This is a genomic window from Mycobacterium sp. NGS66, from assembly GCF_059812225.1.
In genome coordinates, this window is the sequence record NZ_JCALCG010000001.1 from 38,058 (window position 1) to 61,344 (window position 23,287).

The 23,287-nt window shown below is 66.1% G+C and carries 24 protein-coding genes and 2 tRNA genes; 10 read left to right on the forward strand and 16 right to left on the reverse strand.

Annotation, left to right across the window (positions count from 1 at the left end; genetic code table 11):
- Positions 1–89 precede the first annotated feature (89 nt).
- Positions 90–1,595, reverse strand: a complete 1,506-nt coding sequence (locus tag AC5Y2L_RS00185; protein WP_499938377.1) for a carotenoid oxygenase family protein — start codon at positions 1,593–1,595, stop codon at positions 90–92.
- Positions 1,596–1,679: 84 nt separating this feature from the next.
- On the opposite strand from AC5Y2L_RS00185, the gene AC5Y2L_RS00190 reads away from it, so the two are divergent.
- Positions 1,680–2,351 (forward strand): TetR/AcrR family transcriptional regulator, encoded by a 672-nt coding sequence (locus tag AC5Y2L_RS00190; RefSeq protein WP_499938379.1) that lies wholly within the window; start codon positions 1,680–1,682, stop codon positions 2,349–2,351.
- A gap of 10 nt (positions 2,352–2,361) precedes the next feature.
- Here the strand turns inward: AC5Y2L_RS00190 and rplL are convergent, their stop codons facing one another.
- The 5 genes from rplL to AC5Y2L_RS00215 form a co-directional block, all read right to left on the reverse strand.
- Positions 2,362–2,754: a 50S ribosomal protein L7/L12 gene (gene rplL, locus AC5Y2L_RS00195; protein ID WP_499938380.1), complete on the reverse strand. Its 393-nt coding sequence runs from the start codon at positions 2,752–2,754 to the stop codon at positions 2,362–2,364.
- Positions 2,755–2,786: 32 nt separating this feature from the next.
- Positions 2,787–3,374 (reverse strand): 50S ribosomal protein L10, encoded by a 588-nt coding sequence (gene rplJ, locus AC5Y2L_RS00200; protein ID WP_499938382.1) that lies wholly within the window; start codon positions 3,372–3,374, stop codon positions 2,787–2,789.
- A gap of 310 nt (positions 3,375–3,684) precedes the next feature.
- Positions 3,685–4,599, reverse strand: a complete 915-nt coding sequence (locus AC5Y2L_RS00205; protein WP_499938383.1) for an ROK family protein — start codon at positions 4,597–4,599, stop codon at positions 3,685–3,687.
- The gene (locus AC5Y2L_RS00210) at positions 4,599–5,216 is read right to left on the reverse strand and encodes a DUF7158 domain-containing protein (protein ID WP_499938384.1); all 618 of its coding nucleotides are present in this window, start codon (positions 5,214–5,216) and stop codon (positions 4,599–4,601) included. Before AC5Y2L_RS00210 ends, AC5Y2L_RS00205 begins: the two co-directional genes overlap by 1 nt.
- Complete coding sequence (locus AC5Y2L_RS00215; protein WP_499938386.1) at positions 5,213–9,388, reverse strand: glycoside hydrolase family 38 N-terminal domain-containing protein; 4,176 nt, start codon at positions 9,386–9,388, stop codon at positions 5,213–5,215. Before AC5Y2L_RS00215 ends, AC5Y2L_RS00210 begins: the two co-directional genes overlap by 4 nt.
- Before the next feature lie 203 nt (positions 9,389–9,591).
- Here AC5Y2L_RS00215 and AC5Y2L_RS00220 point away from each other — a divergent pair, with 203 nt between their 5' ends.
- The 9 genes from AC5Y2L_RS00220 to AC5Y2L_RS00260 all read left to right on the forward strand — a co-directional run bounded on the left by AC5Y2L_RS00220 (position 9,592) and on the right by AC5Y2L_RS00260 (position 18,580).
- A complete protein-coding gene (locus AC5Y2L_RS00220) occupies positions 9,592–10,164 on the forward strand; it encodes a DinB family protein (RefSeq protein WP_499938611.1) in 573 nt (190 codons plus the stop codon).
- Between the two features lie 143 nt (positions 10,165–10,307).
- The gene (locus tag AC5Y2L_RS00225; RefSeq protein WP_499938388.1) at positions 10,308–11,654 is read left to right on the forward strand and encodes an ABC1 kinase family protein; all 1,347 of its coding nucleotides are present in this window, start codon (positions 10,308–10,310) and stop codon (positions 11,652–11,654) included.
- 13 nt (positions 11,655–11,667) lie between these two features.
- A complete protein-coding gene (locus tag AC5Y2L_RS00230; RefSeq protein WP_499938613.1) occupies positions 11,668–12,594 on the forward strand; it encodes an alpha/beta fold hydrolase in 927 nt (308 codons plus the stop codon).
- 91 nt (positions 12,595–12,685) lie between these two features.
- On the forward strand, positions 12,686–13,546 hold the full coding sequence (mmaA1, locus tag AC5Y2L_RS00235) for a mycolic acid methyltransferase MmaA1 (RefSeq protein ID WP_499938390.1): 861 nt from the start codon (positions 12,686–12,688) through the stop codon (positions 13,544–13,546).
- Between the two features lie 119 nt (positions 13,547–13,665).
- Complete coding sequence (gene mmaA2, locus AC5Y2L_RS00240; protein ID WP_499938392.1) at positions 13,666–14,529, forward strand: cyclopropane mycolic acid synthase MmaA2; 864 nt, start codon at positions 13,666–13,668, stop codon at positions 14,527–14,529.
- 194 nt (positions 14,530–14,723) lie between these two features.
- Complete coding sequence (gene mmaA3, locus AC5Y2L_RS00245; RefSeq protein WP_499938393.1) at positions 14,724–15,581, forward strand: methoxy mycolic acid synthase MmaA3; 858 nt, start codon at positions 14,724–14,726, stop codon at positions 15,579–15,581.
- 73 nt (positions 15,582–15,654) lie between these two features.
- On the forward strand, positions 15,655–16,554 hold the full coding sequence (gene mmaA4 / locus AC5Y2L_RS00250; protein WP_499938395.1) for a hydroxymycolate synthase MmaA4: 900 nt from the start codon (positions 15,655–15,657) through the stop codon (positions 16,552–16,554).
- A gap of 99 nt (positions 16,555–16,653) precedes the next feature.
- A complete protein-coding gene (locus AC5Y2L_RS00255; RefSeq protein ID WP_499938397.1) occupies positions 16,654–17,355 on the forward strand; it encodes a YciI family protein in 702 nt (233 codons plus the stop codon).
- A gap of 7 nt (positions 17,356–17,362) precedes the next feature.
- The gene (locus tag AC5Y2L_RS00260) at positions 17,363–18,580 is read left to right on the forward strand and encodes an RNA polymerase sigma factor (protein ID WP_499938398.1); all 1,218 of its coding nucleotides are present in this window, start codon (positions 17,363–17,365) and stop codon (positions 18,578–18,580) included.
- A gap of 77 nt (positions 18,581–18,657) precedes the next feature.
- Here AC5Y2L_RS00260 and rplA read toward each other — a convergent pair whose 3' ends face one another.
- The 10 genes from rplA to AC5Y2L_RS00310 form a co-directional block, all read right to left on the reverse strand.
- A complete protein-coding gene (gene rplA, locus AC5Y2L_RS00265; protein ID WP_499938400.1) occupies positions 18,658–19,368 on the reverse strand; it encodes a 50S ribosomal protein L1 in 711 nt (236 codons plus the stop codon).
- Between the two features lie 70 nt (positions 19,369–19,438).
- Complete coding sequence (rplK, locus tag AC5Y2L_RS00270) at positions 19,439–19,870, reverse strand: 50S ribosomal protein L11 (protein WP_499938402.1); 432 nt, start codon at positions 19,868–19,870, stop codon at positions 19,439–19,441.
- A gap of 43 nt (positions 19,871–19,913) precedes the next feature.
- Positions 19,914–20,630, reverse strand: coding sequence for a transcription termination/antitermination protein NusG (gene nusG / locus AC5Y2L_RS00275; RefSeq protein ID WP_499938404.1), 717 nt, complete (start codon positions 20,628–20,630; stop codon positions 19,914–19,916).
- 31 nt (positions 20,631–20,661) lie between these two features.
- Entirely contained in the window at positions 20,662–21,126 is a 465-nt protein-coding gene (gene secE, locus AC5Y2L_RS00280; RefSeq protein ID WP_499938406.1) for a preprotein translocase subunit SecE, read from the reverse strand.
- Positions 21,127–21,224: 98 nt separating this feature from the next.
- Positions 21,225–21,297: transfer RNA gene (locus tag AC5Y2L_RS00285), tRNA-Trp, on the reverse strand.
- 195 nt (positions 21,298–21,492) lie between these two features.
- Positions 21,493–21,993, reverse strand: coding sequence for a (3R)-hydroxyacyl-ACP dehydratase subunit HadC (gene hadC, locus AC5Y2L_RS00290; RefSeq protein ID WP_499938408.1), 501 nt, complete (start codon positions 21,991–21,993; stop codon positions 21,493–21,495).
- A gap of 2 nt (positions 21,994–21,995) precedes the next feature.
- Entirely contained in the window at positions 21,996–22,424 is a 429-nt protein-coding gene (gene hadB, locus AC5Y2L_RS00295; protein ID WP_499938410.1) for a (3R)-hydroxyacyl-ACP dehydratase subunit HadB, read from the reverse strand.
- A complete protein-coding gene (gene hadA / locus AC5Y2L_RS00300; RefSeq protein ID WP_499938412.1) occupies positions 22,411–22,890 on the reverse strand; it encodes a (3R)-hydroxyacyl-ACP dehydratase subunit HadA in 480 nt (159 codons plus the stop codon). The genes hadB and hadA overlap by 14 nt, the downstream gene beginning before the upstream one ends.
- Before the next feature lie 60 nt (positions 22,891–22,950).
- The gene (gene rpmG / locus AC5Y2L_RS00305) at positions 22,951–23,118 is read right to left on the reverse strand and encodes a 50S ribosomal protein L33 (RefSeq protein ID WP_067231004.1); all 168 of its coding nucleotides are present in this window, start codon (positions 23,116–23,118) and stop codon (positions 22,951–22,953) included.
- A 69-nt stretch (positions 23,119–23,187) separates the two neighbouring features.
- Positions 23,188–23,261, reverse strand: a tRNA-Met gene (locus AC5Y2L_RS00310).
- Positions 23,262–23,287 lie beyond the last annotated feature (26 nt).

Genomic DNA, 23,287 nt, shown 5'->3' on the forward strand with positions numbered 1-23,287 from the left:
ATCAGGGTTGCATTGATAGTTGCCGGATAACAATCTCCACCAGATCGTTCGTGACATCCATTATGGCCGTTACCGATGGACGGCGCGCGTCAAGCGGTGGGCGCCCAGTTTCCGTGGAAACCCGCAGGCACCCGCTGCGGCAGGTGCACGGTGGCGACCGAATCCAAGGTTTGGGCGTCGACCAACAGCAGTTGGCCCTCGTCGCGGCCGCGGTGATAGCCGTAACCCATCAGGATGCCGTCGTCTTCGGCTTTCTGAGCCGGATTCGGGACGAAGGCCATCTCGCCGATCCATAGGTCCGGGTCGAGGGGCGCTACCGAACTCGACCCGGTCGCGTAGTCGTGCTTGTACAGCGCGGTTTCCAGCGGGTTTCCCCGGCTCGAGTCGCCGAACTCGCCCTGGACGCCGACGGTGTAGCCGAACCGGTGCCGCCCGCCCAGCAAAGTGTCGTTGATCCGGGGAAACTCCTGGGCCCGGTCGTCCCGGCGTTCGGTGGTCACCGCACCCGTCGTCAGGTTGATGGTCCAGCGGTCCAGCATGGGCGTGTTCTCGAAGGGGCCGCGCCGGTCGCGGTCGAACATTCGCGAGTACCGCACCACGTCCAGTACGAGGACCTCGGCCTCGTCGCGCATCTCTGAATAGGCGTTGAGCGGGTGGTAGACGTAGCAGGGTTCGATGTCGAACCAGCGCACGTCACGATTGGTCCCTTGGCGGGGCATGACCCCGATGCGCGCCGGGTAGTTCGGGTTCCAGGCGTATGGGAGCCGGTTGGACGGACGCTCGTCGCGGTTGGCCATCGCGGTGATGGGCCCCGGTATCCGGACGCGCCCGATCACCGACTGCAGCACCAGCCGGGCGGGCAATTGCAGCCAGCGCGGCATGGTCATCGGCAACACCTGCACCGGGTCGAAGGTCACCGGCAGGTCGTAGATCACCACATACTTGTCCGTGAGCGAAAAGTCATGCATCATCGGCGATCCCGAGACCTCGATGTCGACGGTGCGACGGGCCCTGCCGTTGGTGTCGATCACCGAATATTGCACGGTCCGGCCGCGGGCGAACGAATAAGACACCGCGTGCAGCTCGCCGGTGCGCGGGTCGCGATGCGGGTGGGCGGTGTAGCCGCCGGCCAGGGTGCCGTCGAAGTCGCAGGGGCCGACTGTGTCGAGTTCCTCGGTGAGTTCGTAGTTGGCGACGCCGCCTTCGACCAGCGCCAGCGTGCGTCCGGCGTGGCTGAGGACGCTGGTGTTGGCCCCCAGCGACTGCAGTCCGGCACGCGGGTTGCGGACATTCGCGGGTGGCTCTCCCAGCGCGGCGCGCACCGCCGGGCTGCGCACCCAGCGGTTGCGGTACCAGCAAGCCTTGCCGTCCTTCAGTTTGACGCCGTGCACCATGCCGTCGCCGGTGAACCAGTGGTAGATGGCGGGGTCCACCTCAGCCACCGGATTCGGGCCGTTGCGCAGATAGCGCCCGTCGAGGTGTTCGGGGATGTGACCGGTCACCGGCAGGTCGGTCGCGGTGACTTCCTCGGAAACCGGCGCGAGGAAGCCTTCGAGATAACGGTTGCGGGATTCGGCGGTTTGCACGGTCGTCATCGTCTCGCTCCCCTGCTGCGTCCGTATAACATTGTTATTTCAGCGTTATCGGAACCGTACGCCCCTGGTGCGAAGATGACAAGGATGACTTCGGAGAGCCAGTCCGGTGTTCGCAGTGTTCGCGACGACATGCTGCGTGCGGCCGTCGGCCTGCTGAACGACCACGGACCCGATGCGCTGCAGACCCGCAAGGTCGCCAGTGCCGCCGGGACCTCGACGATGGCGGTGTATACCCACTTCGGCGGGATGCGCGGGCTGATCGCCGCGGTCGCCGAGGAGGGCCTGCGACAATTCGACGCCGCGCTGAGCGTGCCGCAGACCGCGGACCCGGTCGCCGACTTGCTGCTCATCGGCGCCGCATACCGGCGCTACGCCATTGAACGGCCGCACATGTATCGGTTGATGTTCGGCAGCACCAGCGCGCACGGCATCAACGCCCCGGCGGGCAACGTGCTGTCACTGTCGGTGGCCGAAGCCGAGCAGCTTCATCCCAGCTTCGCGCACGTGGTGCGCGTGGTGCACCGTGCGATGACGGCGGGCCGGATCAGCATCGATCCCGCCGACGTGGTCGCCACAGCCGCCCAATTCTGGGCATTGATACACGGATTCGTGCTGCTCGAGCTGGCCGGGTATTACGGCGACGACGGCGCGGCCGTCGCGCGGGTGCTCGGCTCGATGACCATGAATCTGCTGGTGGCGCTGGGGGATTCGCCGGAGCTGGTGCGACGGTCCGCGCAGTCCGCCATGGCCGGGTGAGCCCAGCGGACTACTTGACGGTGACGCTGGCGCCGGCCGCCTCGAGCTTGGCCTTGGCCTCGTCGGCGGCTTCCTTGGCGACCTTCTCCAACAGCGGCTTGGGCGCGCCGTCGACCAGGTCCTTGGCCTCCTTGAGGCCCAACCCGGAGACAATCTCGCGGACGACCTTGATGACGCCGATCTTCTTGTCGCCGGCGGCCTCGAGGATGACGTCGAACTCGGACTGCTCCTCGGCGGCCTCGGCCGGGGCACCGCCCGCTGCGGAGCCCGCCGCGGCCACGGCGACCGGAGCGGCCGCGGTGACCTCGAAGGTCTCCTCGAACTTCTTGACGAAGTCCGAGAGCTCCAACAGGGTCATTTCCTTGAAAGCGTCGAGCAGTTCGTCGCTGGAGAGCTTTGCCATGATGCCGGTCCTTCCTGATGGGGGTTTGGGGGTTATTCCGCCGCAGCTGGTTCGGGGGCGGGAGTTTCAGCCGGTGCCTCGGCGGCGGCCGGCGAGGCCGGAGCATCGGCAGGCTTCTTTTCCTGCAGTGCGGCCAGCAGCCGAGCCATCTGCGACGCCGGCGCGTTGAACAGGCCGGCCGCCTTGGCGAGGTTGCCCTTCATCGCGCCGGCGAGTTTGGCCAGCAGCACCTCGCGCGACTCCAGATCGGCGATGCGCTCGACTTCGGCGACGGTCAGCGGGTGGCCGTCCATGTAGCCGCCCTTGATGACCAGCGCCTTGTGCTCCTTGGCGAAGGTCTTGATGGCCTTGGCCGCGTCAACCGCTTCACCGGTGACGAAGGCGATGGCGGTGGGACCGGCGAACAGCTCATCGAGGCCGTCGATGCCGGCCTCCGACGCCGCGCGTTTGATCAGCGTGTTCTTGGCGACGGCGTAGGTGGCCGATTCGCCCAGCGACCTGCGCAGCTCGGCGAGGTTCGCCACCGTCAGACCGCGGTATTCGGTGATCAGGCTGGCGCTCGAGGCCCTGAACTGCTCTGCGATCTCCGCGACGGCGGTGGCCTTGTCAGCCCTGGCCATGCATGCCTCCTAACGCTCTGTCGTCGGTAACCACCAGAGAACGCCGGGAAATGCCGGGAAACGAAGTACGCCCCAGCGCAGAAGTGGCCGGGGCGTTGAGATGCGCCGGCGCGCGCCGGCGATACTGCCTCGTCCTCCTGCGTGGGCCGCCGGGATGCTCCCGGACCTTCAACCGATTTCTCGGTGACCGACGGTCTTCGGTGGATCGGCAACCACAATAGCGCGGCCGATGCGATCAGTTCAAAACGGTTGCCGCCGGTCGCCGAGTGTGAATCCGACGACGCCCACACGGCGTGTCGAGTCGCGGGATTCACACTCGCGGAATGGTCGCCAGCCGCGCGGCGCCGACCAGCCCGGCCTCACCGCCCAGCTCGGCCGGCACCACCCGGACCGGGGAGACGAAGCTCAGCCCGGCGTAGGCGGGCAACGCCGCCCGCAACGGGCCGAAGAGCAGCTCGCCGGATTTGGCCACGCCGCCACCGATGACGACGAGGTCCAGGTCGCATACCGCCGCCACCGAGGCGATCATCGCCGCCAGCCCGGTGGCGGCTCGGCGAAAAGCCGCCAGTGCCAACGCATCTCCGCGCACCGCGGCGTCGGCAAGCTCCTTGGCGCCCGCGCCCGGCGGCGCGGACCAGCCGTGGGCACGGGCCCAGCGCGCCATCGACGGGCCAGAAGCGACGGTCTCGACACAGCCGCGGCCACCGCATGCGCATGGCCGGCCGTCCGGTTCGATCACCACGTGGCCGACGTGACCGGCGTTCCCGGTGCGGCCGTGGTACGGGGCGCCGTCGAGCACCAATCCACCGCCCACCCCGGTCGACACCACCATGCCCAGCATGAACCGCGCCCGCCGACCGGCCCCCAGCCAGTGCTCGCCCAGCGCCATGCACACGCCGTCGCCGCCCAGCCGCACCGGGACACCGGGGACAACCGACGCCACCCGTTCGCGGAGCGGGAAGCCTTGCCAACAGGCGATGTTGATCGGGCTTACGGTTCCGCGGTCCAGGTCGACGGGTCCCGCCGATGCGATACCGACGCCGTTTACCGTCCCCCCGGCCGCATGCAACGCATCGGTGATCATCGCAGCGACCGTGGCCCAAACCGCGTCGGCGCCGGCATCGACCGGCGTCAACCGGGTAGCGGTGTACACCAGCGCACCGGTCGGCTCGGCCAGCCCCGCGGCGATCTTGGTGCCGCCGATGTCCAGGCACAGAGTGAGCATCAATGCCGGTGGGTGTTGTCGGGCTGGCGCGGGTCGCCGGGATGCTCGTAGCCGGGGGCCAACTGGACTAGGGCGGCTCGGCGCGCGTCCAGCCACGTCCGAAAGGCACGCCGGCGGGCGGCGCCGCGTAGCTGCTCGATGATCGCCGGCCGCACCTCGTGCAGCGGCGGGGCGATGTCCGACGGGGTGCGCCAGCCGTGTCCGGCGGGGCGCGGCGACGCGAACCGCAGCGGGTTGCGAGCGTGGTAGTCGACGACGTCGGCGTCGGCCACCTCGATGTCCGCGGTGACGTCGGCGAACAACGCCCGGGCGCGCGGGTCGGCCAAGGCCGCCGCCGCCACACTGCCGATTTCCAGGCGGGCCGTCGCGTCGGGCAGCAGCTCGGCCTCGGCGGGGGCGCCGCGCACGTCCAGCCCGCGCGCGGCCGCCTCGGCCGCGACCAGCCGCTCGGTCACGATCAGCTGGGTCAACCACCGCCGCAGTTGCCGGCCCTCGCTGGTGCCGCTCGACGGCAGCGCGGCCGCGCTCGGACCGCTACGCAGTCGCGTCTCCCGCTCGTCGACCTCGTCGACGAAAACCGGAGTGCCGGCCACCAGGGCAACACGGCCGTCGCTCATGTCACCGTCACCTGGACCGCCGGCGAGTACAGCAGCCGGCCCGCGCAGCCAACCCGGACCAGGGCCCACCACTGGCCGGGCTGCTGCCAGGCCGGCGGCATGACGTCGAAACCGAGCTCGGCCGTTCCCTCGGCCGGCAAGGTCGCGCCGAGCGCGGCCGGGCCGATCCACTCCCAGGTGCCCCAGGGGCTGATCAGATGCGCCTCCAGCGCCAGCTCGGCGCGGGCGTGACTGCCGACCGTGACGACCAAGCGGCCCGAGTCGCCGGCCTTCAGCTCGATCCCGGCCGGACCGTCGACCAAGAAGACCAGCTCGGAGTGTTCGGGAGCGCCCACGGTTACCACGCACACGTCCTCGACCACTTGTCGCCACGCGGCCGGGACCTGCTCGCCGGTGAGACACAACTGAGCACGGACCGGGTATAGCCCCGGCTCGGTGTGGGCCGGAATCGTCAGCGCAACGTCGGCCTCCAGGTGCGCGCCGGCGCACAACGTCAACGGCAGCAACGCGGGTACAACCGACAAGCCTGGGCACACCACTTCCACCTCACCGCTCAGGGTCAAATCGCTGCTGTCGCTGGCCGCGGTCAGACGCAACACCAGCTCGTCTCCCGGCGCGGCGGTCACCGACGCCGGGTGCAGGTGAGCGACGGCCGGCAACCCGCCGACCGGTGCCGGGCCGCGGTTGTGCAGCCAGTAACGCGCGAACAGCGGCTGGGCCGCCTCCGCGTGCGGAGCGAGCTCGCTGGTACCGGCAAGCACCTTGGGCACGTCGATGCGGGCCAGCACGGTGGCGACCTGATAGCCGTGCAGGTCGATCGACCGTTTCCGGCGCTGCGGGTTTTCCAGCAGGTCGGCCAGTCGCAGGGCGCGCACCTTGCCCAGCGGCGAGTCGATGCCGACCCGGGCACCGGTACCGGTGGTCTCCACCAGCCGCAGGGCCACCACGCCCGGATCGACGGACTGGGCACTGCCCCCCGCCAGCGGGTTGCCGGCGGCTTTGAGGGCACCCAAGTGCACCTTGCCCGGCGAGTCGACGCGCAGCAGCGAGCCGGCCGGCGCCAACCTCCCGCCCCGCTTGTGCGGGATGACCGCCCGCAGCGGATGCGAGAACTGTGCGCTGCGGGCGGGGATTCCGGCGCGTCGCCAGTCACCGTCGTCGCAAACCAGCGCGTAGTCGAAATCGTGCGTCCAGTGCTGGAGCTGGAAATTGGAGCCGTCCGGCGCGGTGCGGCGCGGCTCGTCGATCCACACGCCCGATGGCCAGCCGGTACAGGACCGCAGCAACGCGGTATGCAGGGTGCCGTCGGAGTCGACGGCGAAGCTGGGCACGCCGCGGTTGAGCAGCGCGACGGTGCGGTCTTCGAACGGCTCGGCTACCGACGGGGCCTGCTGGGTCACCAGAATCTCGGCGTCGGCGAGGTCTTCGGTCAGCGTGGCGATGGCCGCGCGCAGGCTCTTGTCGTCGCGGCCGTCGATCACCAGCACCGGCAGGGTGCGCGGCGCGCGCAGGTCGGCGCCGGGCACCCACACCGCGGCCAGGGGGGTCGCGGCCGGCACCCACACCCGGGCGCGCCCGGACTCGGCCAGTTGCCGCTCGAGTTCGGCCGTATAGGCCGGATCGGCTTCGGCCAGTAACACTTTGGTGAACGCGTTGCGGTTGGGGCCGCCCAGGGCGATGCGGGTGTCCGGGAGGTTGGAGTCGACGTCGAGATGGCCGTAGCGCGGTTTGTCGGCGCCGCTGCAGGTGGCCGTCACGCCGGCGCGGACCAGGGCGACCATCAGCTCGCGCGCCAGCGGCCCCGACGTCGTCTCCGAGGGCGTCACCACCTCGGCCACCGAGACGGCCCGCACCGCGTCGCGACCTAGACGGATGCGTATCGCCGACGAGAGCCCGAACCAGCCGTAGGCGGGGTTGTCCAGCGTCCACAGCTGCTGCGCGGTGTCCACCGATTGCGGCCCGTCATGCAGCAGCGCGAAGCCACGCCCGACGACCGCGTCGCCGACCTCACTGACCGGCATGGCCCCCGGCACCGGGCATGGCCAGCGCAGCCGGAGTAGGCGGTCGACTCCGGTGAACTCGTCGATGGTGGTGCGGCAGTCCACCCGCGCCACCTCCCACCACAAGGTCAGCGTCTGGGTGTAGCGCAGTAGCGTGCCGATCCGGCCGTGCACGACGATCCGCTGACCCAGCGGGCCGTGGTATGCCCGCACCTCGGCGGCCGATTCCGACGAGCCGACCACCGGCCCCTTGGGCAGCAGGTGCCAGGGGCCCTCCCCCTGGGTCGGGTGGGAGGAGTACTCCTCGTACACCGCCAGCTCGTTGCCGACCTTGCCGTCGGCGATGAGTTGGCGCCCTTTTCCGGATAGGTGAACAAGCGACCAGACCGCCCCGCCCCGCGCCGGGTCGACCGCCAGCCGGTAGTGCTCGTTGGCTATTTCGTTACCCGATACCGGCTGCCAGCCTTGCGTGCTGCGGCCGGGGACCAGCCGATAGGCGCGCCACCCCAGTGACGGGACGTCGCGCGCCAGCCAACTGACCGAGCATCCGCCGTGCTCGACGTGGACGGGCACCTCGCGGCCGTCGGCGTCGAGCACCCGCACCCCCGAGTGCAGTGGCGCGTCGAGGCGGGCGGTCACCACGTCGGTGCGCGCGTGGGTCAGCGGGTTCCAGACCAGCAGGGTGTTGTCGGGGACATCCACCGCGCCGGACAACAACGCCAACGAGTTGTCCCGGACCGCGCGGCCCAGCTCCCATGCGTCGCGCCAGCCGGTCAGCAGATCCAGGTAGACCTGGTCGGATTCCGAGCCGGTGATCGCGTCGTGGTGGGCACCGTAGGCCAGCTGCACCCACGCCTTGGCCAGCGCCGCCTGGGGATACTCGGCTCCGCCGAGCAGCCCGGCGAACACCGCGAACCGTTCGCCGTCCAGGACGGCATTCTCCGCGGCCCGGTTGGCTTGCTTGGTGTCGATGTAGGACACGTCCTTGCCGGTGTAGATCGGGTTCATGTCCCGGGTCTGCGGCGACGGCACCTGCCCGCGGTCCGCCAGCTCGGCGCGCACGGCAGCAAAGAACTCCCGCGGCAGGCCGCACACGAATCGCGGCCAGGTGTAGCGAGCGGCCCAGTCGCGGTGGATGGCGGTGACCCACTTGTTCGGTGGGGTGTAGTCGGTGCCGACCGGCAGCAGCACGTTGCGGGTCAGCGCCACCTTTTTGAGCTGGTCGAACAGCGCGTAGGTGGCGTCCTCGGCCTCGGCCAGCGAGGTCGACGAGTCCATCCACCAGCCCGCCGAATAGTGCGCCGGCATGTAGTGGGTGAGCAGGCCCCGGCCGGACGGCGAAATCCACTCGAACTCGCTGCAGAACTGCATGCGGTCCACGTCACCACCTTGGGCGGGACCCCATTGGTGATGTGGCCCGCGGGCCCACGAACTGGACGTCAGCCCGGCGTCGGCGGCCATGCCGGGGAATTGCGGGTCGTGGCCGAATACGTCCAGCTGCCAGGCGGTGGCCGGGTCGGCGCCCAGCACGTCGCGTTGAAAACCGATGCCGTGCACCAGGTTTCGGATGGTCGTCTCGGGGCTGGTGAGGTTGGTGTTGGGTTCGTTGTAGGTGCCGCCCATCACCTCGACGCGGCCTTCGGCGAGGAAGCGGCGCAGGTCGGCACGATCCTCGGGGTGGGTGTCCCAGTACGGCTTGAGGTAGTCCACCTCGGCCAGCACGAACTTGTACTCCGGCTCGCGGCGAGCCATTTCGAGGTGCGCGTGTACCAGTTCGAAGCCGTTGGCCTGACGTGCCCGGCCGGGCGGGTCTTCGCACCACTGGCTGGTGTAGCCGCCCTGGGTGTTCCACCACACCGGGTCGTAGTGGAAGTGGCTGACCATGTACATGGTCCAGCCGGGCTCGGCGATCGTGAACTCGAAGGCTCGGCTAGACCCGCCGGCTTCCACCCGCGCGGCCCGGCGTTGACCGACCATCGGATGCTCGACCTGGACCGGAACCTCGACGGCCTCGTCGCCGGGCGCGGCGATCGCGTCGCCCCTCAGCCCGTCGCCGTCGATTCGGATGGGCGTCGGCTCGGCGCACCCGCTGATGGCGACCCGCGCTAGCTGCAGCGGCGCATCCGGCGGCCCGACGAACAGTTCGGTCGTCTCCGCCGAAACCACCTGCATGACCGCACGATACGGCCATACTTGTCACCCTGTCATGGAATGCTCGCCGTCATGGCGGACCTGACCGAGCTACCGGCCGACGAGTTCCTGGACGTCTATCGGCAAGCGATTCAACCACTAACCGAAATCGGTTGTCGCCGAGCGCTTTACCCGCCTGACCCAACCGCCGGAAAGGATTGAGAATGCCCGCCCTCGCCCCAGCCGTGTCCGACGAACGCAGCGCCCTGCGTGAGTACCTGGCCTACCACCAAAGCGCCTACTTTGCGGTGTCCTACGGGCTGACCGACGAACAGGCCCGCTCCACACCGTCGGTGAGCGCGCTGTCGATCGGCGGACTCGTCAAGCACGCAACCGGCATGCAGCGCACCTGGATGGCACGCGTGGCCGCGGCCCCGGAGTTGCCACCCAAAGACACCAGGCCCTTCGACGTGATCGCCAAGGAATTCGGCGACCAGCATGTGATGCGCCCCGACGAGACGCTGGACGGGCTGCTGCGAGCGTTCGAAGCGCAGAACGAGCAGTCGTTACTGCTGGCCGAAACCGCTGACCTGGACGCCGCGGTGCCGGTTCCGCGCGACATCCCCTGGTTCCCGAAGAACCTGCAGGCCTGGTCGGTGCGCTGGGTGATCCTGCATGTGATCAACGAGCTGGCCCGGCACGCCGGGCATGCGGACATCATCCGGGAAAGCATCGACGGCGCCACCATGTACGAGTTGATCGCCGCTCGCGAGGGCTGGGAGATCGAAGGCTGGGTCAAGCCGTGGTCTCGCGGCTGACGGATATTTTCGCCGAGCGTGTAATCACTGCGAAAAGACGGCCGGATTTTCGCACTCATAACACGTTCGGCGGCCATAACCGGGCACGTGAGCGGGCTCACGCAAATTGGGAGTTGACTACCGGAATTTGGCACACTGCTGAAATGAGCTCCACTAAACACCGCGAGGTGGTCCAGCTCGACCGGGTGCCGTTGCCGGTTGAAGCTGCCCGGGTCGCTGCCACCGGTTGGCAGGTCACCCGGGCCGCCGCCCGGGTCGTCACCAAGCTGCCGGCCAAGGGGCCGTGGCAGCAGAAGGTGATCAGGGAGATCCCACACACCTTCGCCGACTTGGGGCCGACCTATGTGAAGTTCGGGCAGATCATCGCCTCCAGCCCGGGGGCTTTCGGCGAGACGCTGTCCCGCGAGTTCCGCGGACTGCTTGATCGGGTACCACCGGCCGACACCCAAGAGGTGCACAAGCTGTTAGCCGAGGAGCTCGGCGGCGACCCGGCGGAATTGTTCGCCAGCTTCGAAGAAGAGCCGTTTGCCTCGGCGTCGATCGCTCAGGTGCACTACGCGACGCTCAAAACCGGCGAAGAGGTAGTCGTCAAGATTCAGCGGCCGGGAATTCGCCGGCGCGTCGCCGCCGACCTGCAGATCCTCAAGCGGTTCGCCCAGGCCGTCGAGCTGGCCAAGCTGGGGCGACGGCTGTCCGCGCAGGACGTCGTCGCCGACTTCTCCGACAACCTGGCCGAAGAGCTGGACTTTCGCCTCGAGGCGCAGTCCATGGAGGCCTGGGTGTCCCACCTGCACGCGTCACCGTTGGGCAAGAACATCCGGGTGCCGAAAGTGCACTGGGAGTTCACCAGCGAACGGGTGCTGACCATGGAGCGCGTGCACGGCATCCGCATCGACAACGTCGCCGCCATCCGCAAGGCCGGGTTCGACGGCACCGAGCTGGTCAAGGCGTTGCTGTTCTCGGTGTTCGAGGGCGGTCTGCGGCACGGCCTGTTCCACGGCGACCTGCACGCCGGCAACCTCTACGTCGATGAGCAGGGCCGCATCGTGTTCTTCGACTTCGGGATCATGGGCCGCATCGATCCCCGGACTCGCTGGCTGCTGCGCGAACTGGTGTACGCGCTGCTGGTGAAGAAGGACCACGCCGCCGCCGGCAAGATCGTCGTGCTGATGGGCGCCGTGGGCACCATGAAGCCCGAAGAGCAGGCCGCCAAGGACCTGGCCAGCTTCGCCACCCCACTGACCATGACGACGCTGGGCGAGATGTCCTACGCCGACATCGGGCGGCAGCTGTCGGCGCTTGCTGACGCGTACGACGTCAAGCTGCCGCGCGAGCTGGTGCTGATCGGCAAGCAGTTCCTGTACGTCGAGCGGTACATGAAGCTGCTGGCGCCGAAATGGCAGATGATGTCGGACCCCCAACTGACCGGATACTTCGCCAACTTCATGGTCGAGGTCAGCCGTGAGCATCAACCCGACGTCGAAGCCTGAGGAGGCGGCACGAGTGGAGATTCGCAGCGGCTATGCGAGTTCGAGCGCAGCGGCCGGCCCGGACGGCGAGCTGAAGCTCTACTACGAGGACATGGGCGACATCGACCATCCGCCGGTGCTGCTGATCATGGGCCTGGGCGCTCAGCTGCTGCTGTGGCGCACCGCCTTTTGCGAGCAACTCGTCGGCAACGGGCTGCGGGTCATCCGATACGACAACCGCGACGTCGGCCTTTCGGACAAGACCGAACGACACCGCAGCGGTCAATCGCTGCCGGCCCGGATGTTGCGCTTCTGGGTCGGCCTGCCCGCGCGCTCCGCGTACACCCTGGAGGACATGGCCGACGACGCCGCGGCCATCCTGGACCACCTCGGCATCGAACGGGCCCACATCGTCGGCGCCTCGATGGGCGGCATGATCGCGCAGATCTTCGCCGCCCGTTTCGCCGAACGAACCAAGAGCCTGGCGGTGATCTTTTCCAGCAACAATCGGCGATTCCTGCCACCACCCGCCCCGCGGGCGCTGCTGGCGCTGCTCAAAGGGCCGCCGCCGGACTCGCCCCGCGATGTCATCGTCGAGAATGCGGTGCGGGTCACCGAGATCATCGGCAGTCCGGCCTACCGCGCGCCGGTGGAACAGGTCCGAGCCGAGGCCGCCGAGAGCTACGACCGCAGCTACTATCCCTGGGGGGTTGCGCGACACTTCAGCGCGGTCCTCGGCAGCGGCAGCCTGCTGCGTTACGACCGGCGCATCGCCGCACCGACCGTGGTGATCCATGGCCGGGCAGACAAGCTGATGCGGCCACTGGGAGGCCGTGCGGTTGCGCGCGCTATCAAAGGAGCACGATTGGTGTTATTCGACGGAATGGGCCATGATTTGCCGCAGCAGCTGTGGGATCAGGTCATCAGCGAGCTGCGGAGTAACTTCGCCGCGGCCGGCTGAAGCGGAGCAGCATGCTTAACACTTCTCCTCGTGGGTACGACAGACGTGCCTCGCAGGGCTGTACGGTTATCAGGCGGGAGGTTGTCGCAAGATGTCCAAATTGACACCTTATTACGAAGAGTCGCAGTCGGCGTACGACATTTCTGACGACTTCTTCGCGCTATTCCTCGACCCCACCTGGGTGTACACCTGCGCTTACTTCGAGCGTGACGACATGACCCTGGAAGAAGCGCAGCTGGCCAAGCTGGACCTGGCACTGGACAAGCTGAACCTCGAGCCGGGGATGACATTGCTCGACGTCGGATGCGGGTGGGGTGGAGCGCTGGTCCGTGCGGTGGAGAAGTACGACGTGAATGTCATCGGAATCACGTTGAGCCGCAACCACTGTGAGCGCAGCAAAGCCAGGCTCGCCGCGATCCCCACGCAGCGCCACGCCGAGGCGCGTTTGCAGGGGTGGGAGGAATTCGACGAGAAGGTCGACCGCATCATCACCATCGAGGCCTTCGACGCCTTCAAGAAGGAGCGCTATCCGGCGTTTTTCGAGCGCGCCTATGAGATCCTTCCCGACGACGGCCGAATGTTGTTGCACAGCTTGTTCACCTACGACCGCAGGTGGCTGCACGAGCAGGGCATTCCGCTGCTGATGAAAGACCTTCGTTTCCTGAAGTTCTTGCGGGAGTCGATATTTCCGGGCGGCGAACTGCCGTCGGAAGACGACATCGTCGAAAATGCCAAGGCCGCAGGGTTTTTCTTGGAAGACACCCAACTGATGCAGCAACATTATGCGCGGACGCTGGACATGTGGGCGGCCAACCTGGAAGCCAACCGGGAACGGGCCATCGAGCTGCAATCGGAAGAGACGTACAACAACTTCATGCACTATCTGACCGGCTGCGCAGACCGCTTCCGCAGGCGACTCATCAACGTCGCCCAGTTCACCCTTACGAAATAGCGGCACACCGTCTGAGCTGGGGAAACGCGCGCCCGGTTTCGTGCTGCAGCCCCAAGTCGGATAACATTTCGCCAGCAGTAGCGCCGGGGATCGGTGTGCTTCAGGAAGGCATATAAATCATGGCCCAGAAGCTGACGCCGCACTTCGCCGATGTGCAGGCGCATTACGACCTGTCCGACGACTTCTTCCGGCTGTTCCTCGACCCCACCCAGACCTACAGCTGCGCCTATTTCGAGCGCGATGACATGACGCTGGAGGAAGCGCAACTCGCCAAAATCGACCTGGCACTGGGCAAATTGGGCCTGCGGCCGGGAATGACCCTGCTCGACGTCGGCTGCGGCTGGGGTGCCACGATGCGGCGGGCCATCGAGAAGTACGACGTCAACGTCATCGGGCTGACGTTGTCCAAGAACCAGGCTGCGCACGTGCAGAAGTCGTTCGAGGAAATGGACAGTCCGCGCAGCAAGCGAGTCCTGCTAAACGGCTGGGAACAGTTCGACGAGCCCGTCGACCGCATCGTGTCGATCGGCGCGTTCGAGCACTTCGGTCACGACCGCTACGACGACTTCTTCGCGATGGCCTCTCGCGTGCTGCCCGAAGACGGCGTGATGCTGCTGCACACCATCACCGGTTTGACCGGCCCGCAGTGCATTGAACGTGGCATCCCGCTGACCTTCGAAATGGCGCGCTTCATCAAGTTCATCGTCACCGAGATCTTCCCGGGCGGCCGGTTGCCGTCGATCGAGATGGTCGAGGAGCACTCGTCGAAAGCGGGATTCAAGCTGACTCGTCGCCAGTCGCTGCAGCCGCATTACGCCAGGACGCTCGATCTGTGGGCAGCGGCACTCGAGGCGCATAAGGACGAGGCCATCGAGATCCAGTCCGAAGAGGTGTACGAGCGGTACATGAAGTACCTGACCGGTTGCGCAGATGGATTCCGGGTGGGCTACATCGACGTCAACCAATTCACCTTGGAGAAATAGTGATTGCGCCAGTCGGGCGGACATCTGAGCGACCTCGATCGAGAAAACCGGGGTCACGCGACCTCAAATGCCGGCTCGGGGACCCGTCGCGTGTAGGGTCGCGGGGATGGCTACCTCGCGAAGGTGCCCGTCAATAGTGGGAGCACTAGGGAGCACTTATGCCTGAGAACCCAAGGGGCTCTGTCAATACCTCTATGAATACCCGGCCGAACGACGAAAATGTCCAGGCACACTACGACCTTTCCGACGAATTCTTCGCGCTGTTCGTGGATCCGACTCGGACCTACAGCTGCGCGTATTTTCCGCGCGAGGGCATGACCCTGGAAGAGGCGCAGCTCGCCAAGATCGACCTGACTTTGGACAAGCTGGCGCTGGAGCCGGGAATGACCCTGCTCGACGTCGGCTGCGGCTGGGGCTCCGTCATGAAACGGGCCCTGGAGAAGTACGACGTCAACGTCGTCGGCCTGACCGTGTCGAAAAACCAGCACGCCTACTGCCGGCAAGTGCTCGACGGAGTCGACACCAATCGCTCGCACCGGGTGCTGCTGAACGACTGGTGCGAGTTCACCGAGCCGGTGGACCGCATCGTCACGATCGAGGCGCTGGAGCACTTCGGCTACGACCGCTACGACGACTTCTTCAAGTTCGTGTACGAAGCCCTGCCCGCGGACGGCAGGATGCTGCTGCACTCGATCACCGGCTTGCACGTCAAGCAGGTGATGGAGCGCGGCATTCCGTTGACGATGGAGATGGCCAAGTTCATCCGGTTCATCGTCACCGACATCTTCCCGGGCGGCCGGCTGCCGATGATCGAGACCGTCCAGGAGCACTGCGAGAAGGTCGGTTTCACGGTGACCGAAATCCAGTCGCTGCAGACGGACTTCCCCAAGACGCTCGACTTCTGGGCCGAGGCGCTGCAGGCACGCAAGGACGAGGCGATCGCGCTACAGTCCGAGGAGATGTACGAGCGTTACATGAAGTACCTGACCGGCTGCGCCAAAGCCTTCCGCATGGGATATGTCGACTGCAACCAGTTCACCTTGGTGAAGTAGTCACGCGGTTGGGTATGGTTGCACGTCGTGCGTGCGTCTAGATGGCTAATTCATTCAGGAGAACAGAACGACAATGGCTGACAACCAGGCTGGCCCGACGAAGATCCGGACCCGCTCCGAAGACATCCAGGCGCACTACGACGTCTCTGACGACTTCTTCGCGCTGTTCCAGGACCCGACGCGGACCTACAGCTGCGCCTACTTCGAGCCCCCGGACATCTCGCTCGAACAGGCCCAGTACGCCAAGATCGACCTCAACCTGAGCAAGCTGGACCTCAAACCGGGCATGACGCTGCTGGACATCGGCTGCGGTTGGGGCACCACCATGAAACGGGCCGTCGAGAAGTACGACGTCAACGTCATCGGCCTGACCCTGTCGAAGAACCAGCACGCCCGCTGTCAGCAGGTACTGGACAGCATCGACACCAACCGCTCCCGCGAGGTGCGGTTGCAGGGCTGGGAAGACTTCGGCGAACCGGTCGACCGGATCGTGTCGATCGAGGCCTTCGAGCACTTCGGGCACGAGAACTATGACGACTTCTTCAAGCGGTGCTTCAACATCATGCCCGAGGACGGCCGGATGACCGTCCAGAGCAGCGTCAGCTATCACCCGTTCGAGATGGCCGCGCGCGGCAAAAAGCTGAGTTTCGAGACGGCGCGATTCATCAAGTTCATCATCACCGAGATCTTCCCCGGCGGCCGGCTGCCGTCCACCGAGATGATGGTGGAGCACGGCGAAAAGGCCGGTTTCATTGTGCCGGAAGCACTTTCGCTGCGGCCGCACTACATCAAGACGTTGCGCATCTGGGGCGACACGCTGGAGTCCAACCGGGAGAAGGCCATCGAGGTCACCTCTGAAGAGGTCTACAACCGGTACATGAAATACCTGCGCGGCTGCGAGCACTACTTCACCGACGAGATGCTGGACTGCAGCCTGGTGACGTACCTGAAGCCGGGGGCCGCTGCGGCCTGACGGTCGTTTCGCGAGACCTGTCGGATTGTGGGCACGCCGTTCGTCGGATAGGTAGAGAGTGGAACACGGGGTTCCGCTCGCTATCGGAGGTGACCACAAATGCAGTACTTCGCCCTGTTGATCAGTCGGGAGCCGGAACTCGCACCCGACGAGCGTGACTCCCTGATGGCGGCATTCGACAGCTTTCATGCCAAGGCCGGATCGGCCATCCGCGCCGGTGACGCCTTGACGCCCGCGGCGGCCGCGGTGCGCATCACGGGCGGCCCGGAGGCGCCGCTCGTCACCGACGGCCCGTTCGCCGAATCCGCCGAAGTGGCCTGCGGCTACTACGTGTTCGAAGCGGAGAACCTCGACGAGGCGCTGGCGTTGGCGCGCGATATCCCAGTCGCCAGCTACGGCACGATCGAAGTTCGGCCCACCTACCATGTCTTCGATCCCGAATGGGCGAACGCCGGCAGTGCCCAGTGGCTGGCGCTGCTACAGGAACCACCCGCATCCGTACGCACCCCGGGCACTGCAGAGTGGCAGGCGGAGGCGGCGCGGCACGGCGAATTCGCCACTGCCGCAGGCGATCACATTGTGGGCGGCGCCGCATTGCACGAGCCGGCGACCGCGACGACGGTACGCGTCCGCGACGGCCAGGTGCTGCTGACCGACGGGCCCTTCGTAGAAGGAGCCGAGATCGCCACCGGCTTCTATCTGCTCACCGCCACCGATCGTGACGAAGCGGTCAAGCTGGCCGCGATGATTCCCGCCTCGGCCGTGCAGCTGCGCCAGTTGGCGGGAGTCTCCCACCTGTAGGACCGGGATGACCAACCTGGACGGCGTCTTTCGGCGCGAGTGGGGTCCCGCCGTGGCCGCCCTGGCCCGCTGGTCGGGCGACCTCACCGTCGCCGAAGACGCCGTCCAGGAAGCCTGCGCCGAAGCGCTTCGTACCTGGCCGCGCGACGGCGTGCCGGACAACCCCGGCGGATGGCTGGTAACCGTCGCGCGAAATCGCGCACGGGATCGGCTACGCCGCGAATCTGCCCGTCCGGGAAAGGAATTGGCAGCCGTGTTGGACGATATCCGGGCTCGTACCGACCACAGTGAGCCGCATCCGGTACGCGACGACGAACTACGGATGATGTTCACCTGCGCCCACCCGGCGCTGGACCGGCCTTCGCAACTGGCCCTGACGCTGCGGTTGGTGTCCGGGTTGACCGTGGCCGAGATCGCTCGCGCGCTACTGCAGGCCGAAAGCGCCGTCGGTCAGCGAATCACACGGGCCAAGAACAAGATTCGGCATGCCAACATCCCGCTGCGGGTGCCGCCCGCCGAACTGCTGCCCGAGCGCACACCGCACGTGCTCAGCTGCATCTACTCGGTTTTCACCGAGGGCTATTGGTCGACGGCGGGACCGTCGGCCATTCGAGACGAATTGTGCGACGAGGGTGTGCGGCTGGCTGGGGAGCTGTGCGCGCTGATGCCGCAGGAGCCCGAGGCACAGGCCCTGGCGGCCCTTGTGCTGCTGCATGATTCACGGCGCGCCACCCGGGTGGACGACGAGGGCGCGCTGGTCCCGCTCGAGGAACAGGACCGTCGGCGGTGGGACGGCGGTCGGATCAGCCGCGGCCTGGACCGGCTGCGGCGCGCCCAGGGATCGACCGGGCCGTATCTGCCTCAGGCGGTGATCGCCGCTTTGCACGCCACCGCGCCGTCGTGGGAGCAGACGGACTGGATCGCGATCTGCGCCGCCTACGACCGGCTGTTGCAGTTGACCGACTCGCCGGTGGTGCTGGCCAATCGCGCGCTGGCGGTGGGTTTGCGCGACGGGCCCGACGCCGGGCTGGCCGCTTTGGACAAGGTGGCGCACGATCCCCGGCTGGCCCGTTCCAATCTGGTCGCGTCGGTGCGCGCCGACTTGCTGCGACGGGCTGGGCGCCGGGCCGAAGCGCTTACCTGGTATCGAGCGGCGTTGCAGTGCAACGGATCTGACCCAGGCCGCGACTTCCTACGGCGGCGCATCGCCGAGTGCGGCGGGTAGCCAAAGCTTGGCGAACAGACGCAAAATCCCCCGACACGCCGAGGAAATTGGGGATTTTGCGTCTGCTCGCGGGGGAACTACACCTCCGCGGTGAAGTTGCGGGTGACCGACGGGTCCACCGGAATGCCCGGCCCCGTCGTCGTCGACACGGTCACCTTCTTCAAATACCGGCCCTTCGACGACGACGGCTTGAGCCGCAGCACCTCGTCGAGCGCGGCGCCGTAGTTCTCGGCGAGCTTCTTCTCGTCGAACGACGCCTTGCCGATGACGAAGTGCAGGTTGGCCTGCTTGTCGACGCGGAAATTGATCTTGCCGCCCTTGATGTCGGCGATGGCCTTGGCGACGTCCGGGGTGACCGTGCCGGTTTTGGGGTTGGGCATCAACCCGCGCGGACCCAGGATGCGGGCGATACGGCCGACCTTGGCCATCTGGTCGGGCGTCGCGATCGCGGCGTCGAAGTCCAAGAACCCGCCCTGAATCTTCTCGATCAGGTCGTCGCTGCCGACAATGTCAGCCCCCGCGGCCTCGGCCTGCTCGGCTTTCTCGCCGACCGCGAATACCGCAACGCGGGCGGTCTTACCCGTGCCGTGTGGCAGGTTGACCGTGCCGCGGACCATCTGGTCTGCCTTGCGCGGGTCGACGCCGAGCCGGATCGCCACCTCGACGGTCGCGTCCTGCTTGGTCGACGAGGTCTCCTTGGCAAGCTTGGCCGCCTGTAACGGGCTGTAAAGACGGCTGCGATCCACCTTCTCGGCGGCCGCGCGATATGCCTTGCTGGTTTTGCTCATTGACTGTCCAATCTGTGTTGGGTCGTGGTTACCAACGGGCCGAAGCTGGCCCTCCCACGGTCTGTAAAAACTACTCGACGGTGATGCCCATCGACCGCGCAGTGCCGGCGATGATCTTGGCGGCCGCATCGATGTCGTTGGCGTTGAGGTCGGCCTTCTTGGTCTCGGCGATCTCGCGCACCTGATCCCAGCTGACCTTGGCCACCTTGTTCTTGTGCGGCTCCGCCGACCCTTTGCCCACACCCGCGGCCTTGAGCAACAGCTTCGCCGCCGGCGGCGTCTTCAACGTGAACGTGAAGCTGCGGTCCTCGTAGACCGTGATCTCCACCGGGATGACGTTGCCGCGCTGGTTCTCGGTGGCGGCGTTGTACGCCTTGCAGAACTCCATGATGTTGACGCCGTGCTGGCCGAGCGCTGGGCCGACCGGCGGGGCCGGATTGGCCTGGCCCGCAACGATCTGCAGCTTGATCAGCCCGGCGACTTTCTTCTTCTTCGGGGCCATAAAGTTTTGACGTCCTTCCTAGGTTTGTGGCTTGCGCGACGGGCTAGATCTTGGAGACCTGGCCGAAGGTCAATTCCACCGGCGTTTCCCGGCCGAAGATGGAGACCAGCACCTTGAGCTTCTGCTGCTCGGCGTTGACCTCGCTGATCGTGGCGGGCAACGTCGCAAACGGTCCGTCCATGACCGTCACCGACTCGCCGACCTCGTAGTCGACCTCGACCACCGGCCGTTCCAGCCCACCGGTTTCGGCGGCGGCGCTGGTGCTGGCCGCGCCCTTGGCCGCCTTCTTCGTCGCTCCCGGTGGCAACAGGAACTTCACCACGTCGTCCAACGACAGCGGCGACGGGCGCGACGTGGCTCCGACGAACCCGGTGACCCCGGGTGTGTTGCGCACCGCGGCCCAGGACTCGTCGGTCAGATCCATGCGGACCAGGATGTAGCCCGGCAGCACCTTGCGGTTGACCTGCTTGCGCTGGCCGTTCTTGATCTCGGTGACCTCTTCGGTGGGGACTTCCACCTGGAAGATGTAGTCGCCGACGTCCAGGTTCTGCACCCGGGTCTCGAGGTTGGCTTTGACCTTGTTCTCGTATCCGGCATAGGAGTGAATCACATACCAGTCACCGGGTTTGGTACGTAGTTCCGCCTTGAGCGCGGCGGCGGGGTCCAGTTCTTCGGCCGGAGCCTCGGCAACCTGCTCGGTGCCGACTTCCTGCACGTCGACCGCCTCACCCGCGGACGTGTCACCGTCGAAGGTAGTCACGGTTTGCAGTCCTTCCTGTCACTCTCAAGCCTCAGCCGAACACCAGTAGCACCAGCTTGGCCAGGCCGAAATCGGCAAGCCCGACCAGCGCCACCATGAAGGCCAGGAATACCAGCACCACCGAGGTGTAGGTAAGCATCTGTTTGCGGTTCGGCCAGATCACCTTCCGCATCTCGGCGACTACCTGCCTGAGGTAGTTGATGACGAAGATGATCGGGTTGGCCGAAGTGCCCGCCTTCTTCTTGGGCTTGGCGGATTTGCGAACCGTCTTGGCCTTGGCGCCCTTTGCGGACTTGGTGGATTTCTCTTCTGTGGCGGCCTCGACATCGACCGACGTCTCGACGTCCGTGTCGGTCGCCTTCTGGCGGGTCCGCTTGCCGGTGGGGCGCTGCGGCCGCGCCACCGTTTTGGTCACCACCGCCGTCCGACCGCCGGCGTCCTCGGTTTCACCGCCGTCGCTTGCGGCGTCGTTGGCAGCGTTGCCCTCGTCGCTCACCGCATGCTCCTTTGTTCGCTAGTCATCCCCCGGGTTATTGCCCGCCGGATCCGGTCCGAACGGGCATTACCCCAGTGTCCACCATGTCACGGTACCTGCAGGGGCGACAGGACTTGAACCTGCAACCTGCGGTTTTGGAGACCGCTGCTCTGCCAGTTGAGCTACGCCCCTTCGCGGTTGGCAGGACGGACCCAGTCCGGCCGGGCCACCCGGCGCCGGGGCCTACATGACACGCGCGCCCTCCGCTGGGTCGATTCACGACTCGGTCGATTCACGACTGTTCGATTCGCGGGAAAGGCGCAGATGCTGGGAAAACCCCGACGTCCGAGTGTACTAGATACGACTTCAACGCAGGAAATCCGATAATTACCCGGTTCTGATGACCTGTCCGGATTCCTTGTCCCATTTCAGCCGCGCGGACCCGTCGCCCTGCTGGCCCATCAGGGTGGTGTAGGCCTCCAGCACCAGCTCCCCATGGTCGTTATGGCAGATGTTCTTGGTGACGACGATGTCGGCCCCGAAACGCTCGTCGACCGAGTGAATGTCCATCCGGGCCCACAGCACGTCGCCGGCGAGAATCGGCTTGTAGAAGACGAAGCGCTGGTCGACCTGGACGATCTGCATCGTCTCCATGCCCACATCCACGTGCTGGAAGAAGTCGGTCTGGACCAGCTTCGCAAGGACCGTGGCGAACGTCAGCGGTGCGACGATGTTGTCGTAACCGAGTTCGGCCGCCGCGTCCTCGTGGAAGTAAGCGGGATGCTCGCACTTGATCGAGCTGGCGAAACTACGGAGTTGTTCGCGCCCCACCACGAAGCAGTCCGGATACCGCCAGATCATTCCGCGGATATCAGTCTTGAGGGCCATGCTTACGCCAGTTTCGCTGAAGCGATGGCCCGGCCGAAGATCTTCTTCCCATCGGTGGTTGCCGTCAGGGCGATCGTCACCGACTTGCTGTCCGGATCGACCGACTTCACCCTGCCGTTGAAGACGAGCTCGGCGCCCTTGCCGTCGTTCGGCACCGGCACGACGGCGGTGAACCGCACGTTGTACTCCGTCACGGCACCCGGGTCGCCGACCCACGAGGTGACGTAGCCCCCGCCGATGCCCATGGTCAGCATGCCGTGCGCGATCGCGGTGTCCAGGCCGACGACCTTCGCGATCTCGTCGTCCCAGTGGATCGGGTTCAAATCACCGGATACCCCGGCATAGTTCACCAGGTCCTGGCGGGTCAGCGGGTAGACCCGCTCGGGAAGCTGATCCCCGACTTTGACCGAACTGAACTCACGCAGCGCCATGTGAAAATCCCTTTTCTCCGTCCTCACCCGCACGGCCCGCCAGGGTCGTGTAGGTCTCCTGCACAATGTCACCCGCTTCGTCGGTGATGATGTTCTTGGTCACGATGATCTGGGTGCCGTGCGCCTCTCGCATCGAATCCACCCAGACATCGCAGTACAGCTTGTCGCCGGCGGCGATCGGCTTGCGGAACCTCAACACCTGGTCGACCTGGACGATCTGGGCGTCCTGGACCGCGATGTTGGCGTGCTTGAAAAACGCCGACTGTGCCTTGTAACCGAATACACAGATGAAAGTCAGCGGAGCCACCAGGCTCTTGTAGCCGAGTTCGGCAGCCGCGTCCTCGGTGAAAAATGCGGCATCGGTGTTTTGCACGGCCTCGGCATACTCGCGGATCTTTTCCCGCTCGACCTCATAGTGGTCGGGATAGCGGAAATGCATCCCGACAATGTCTGTGCTCAAACCCACGGCTGTGAAACCTATCTAGCAATTCCGGACAGTTACTGTTCGGGTACGGTTCGGGCCCGATTAGCGTGTCTCGCGGTGCGGCTGGTGCTTACCGCAATTGCGGCAGAACTTCTTCAGCTCCATCCGGTCGGGATCATTTCGGCGATTCTTCTTGGTGATGTAGTTACGGTGCTTGCACACCTCGCATGCCAAAGTGATCTTCGGCCGCACGTCGGTACTGGAAGCCATGACGGTTCTCTCTCAGCTCTGTCTCTCGCACGTCTTGAGTTCTTTTTAACGTCTTGAGTTGTTTTGTTGTAGCGATGGCCGGACTCGAACCGGCGACCTAACGATTATGAGTCGTTCGCTCTAACCGACTGAGCTACATCGCCTCTGGTCCACCCCGTTCAGGGTCGGG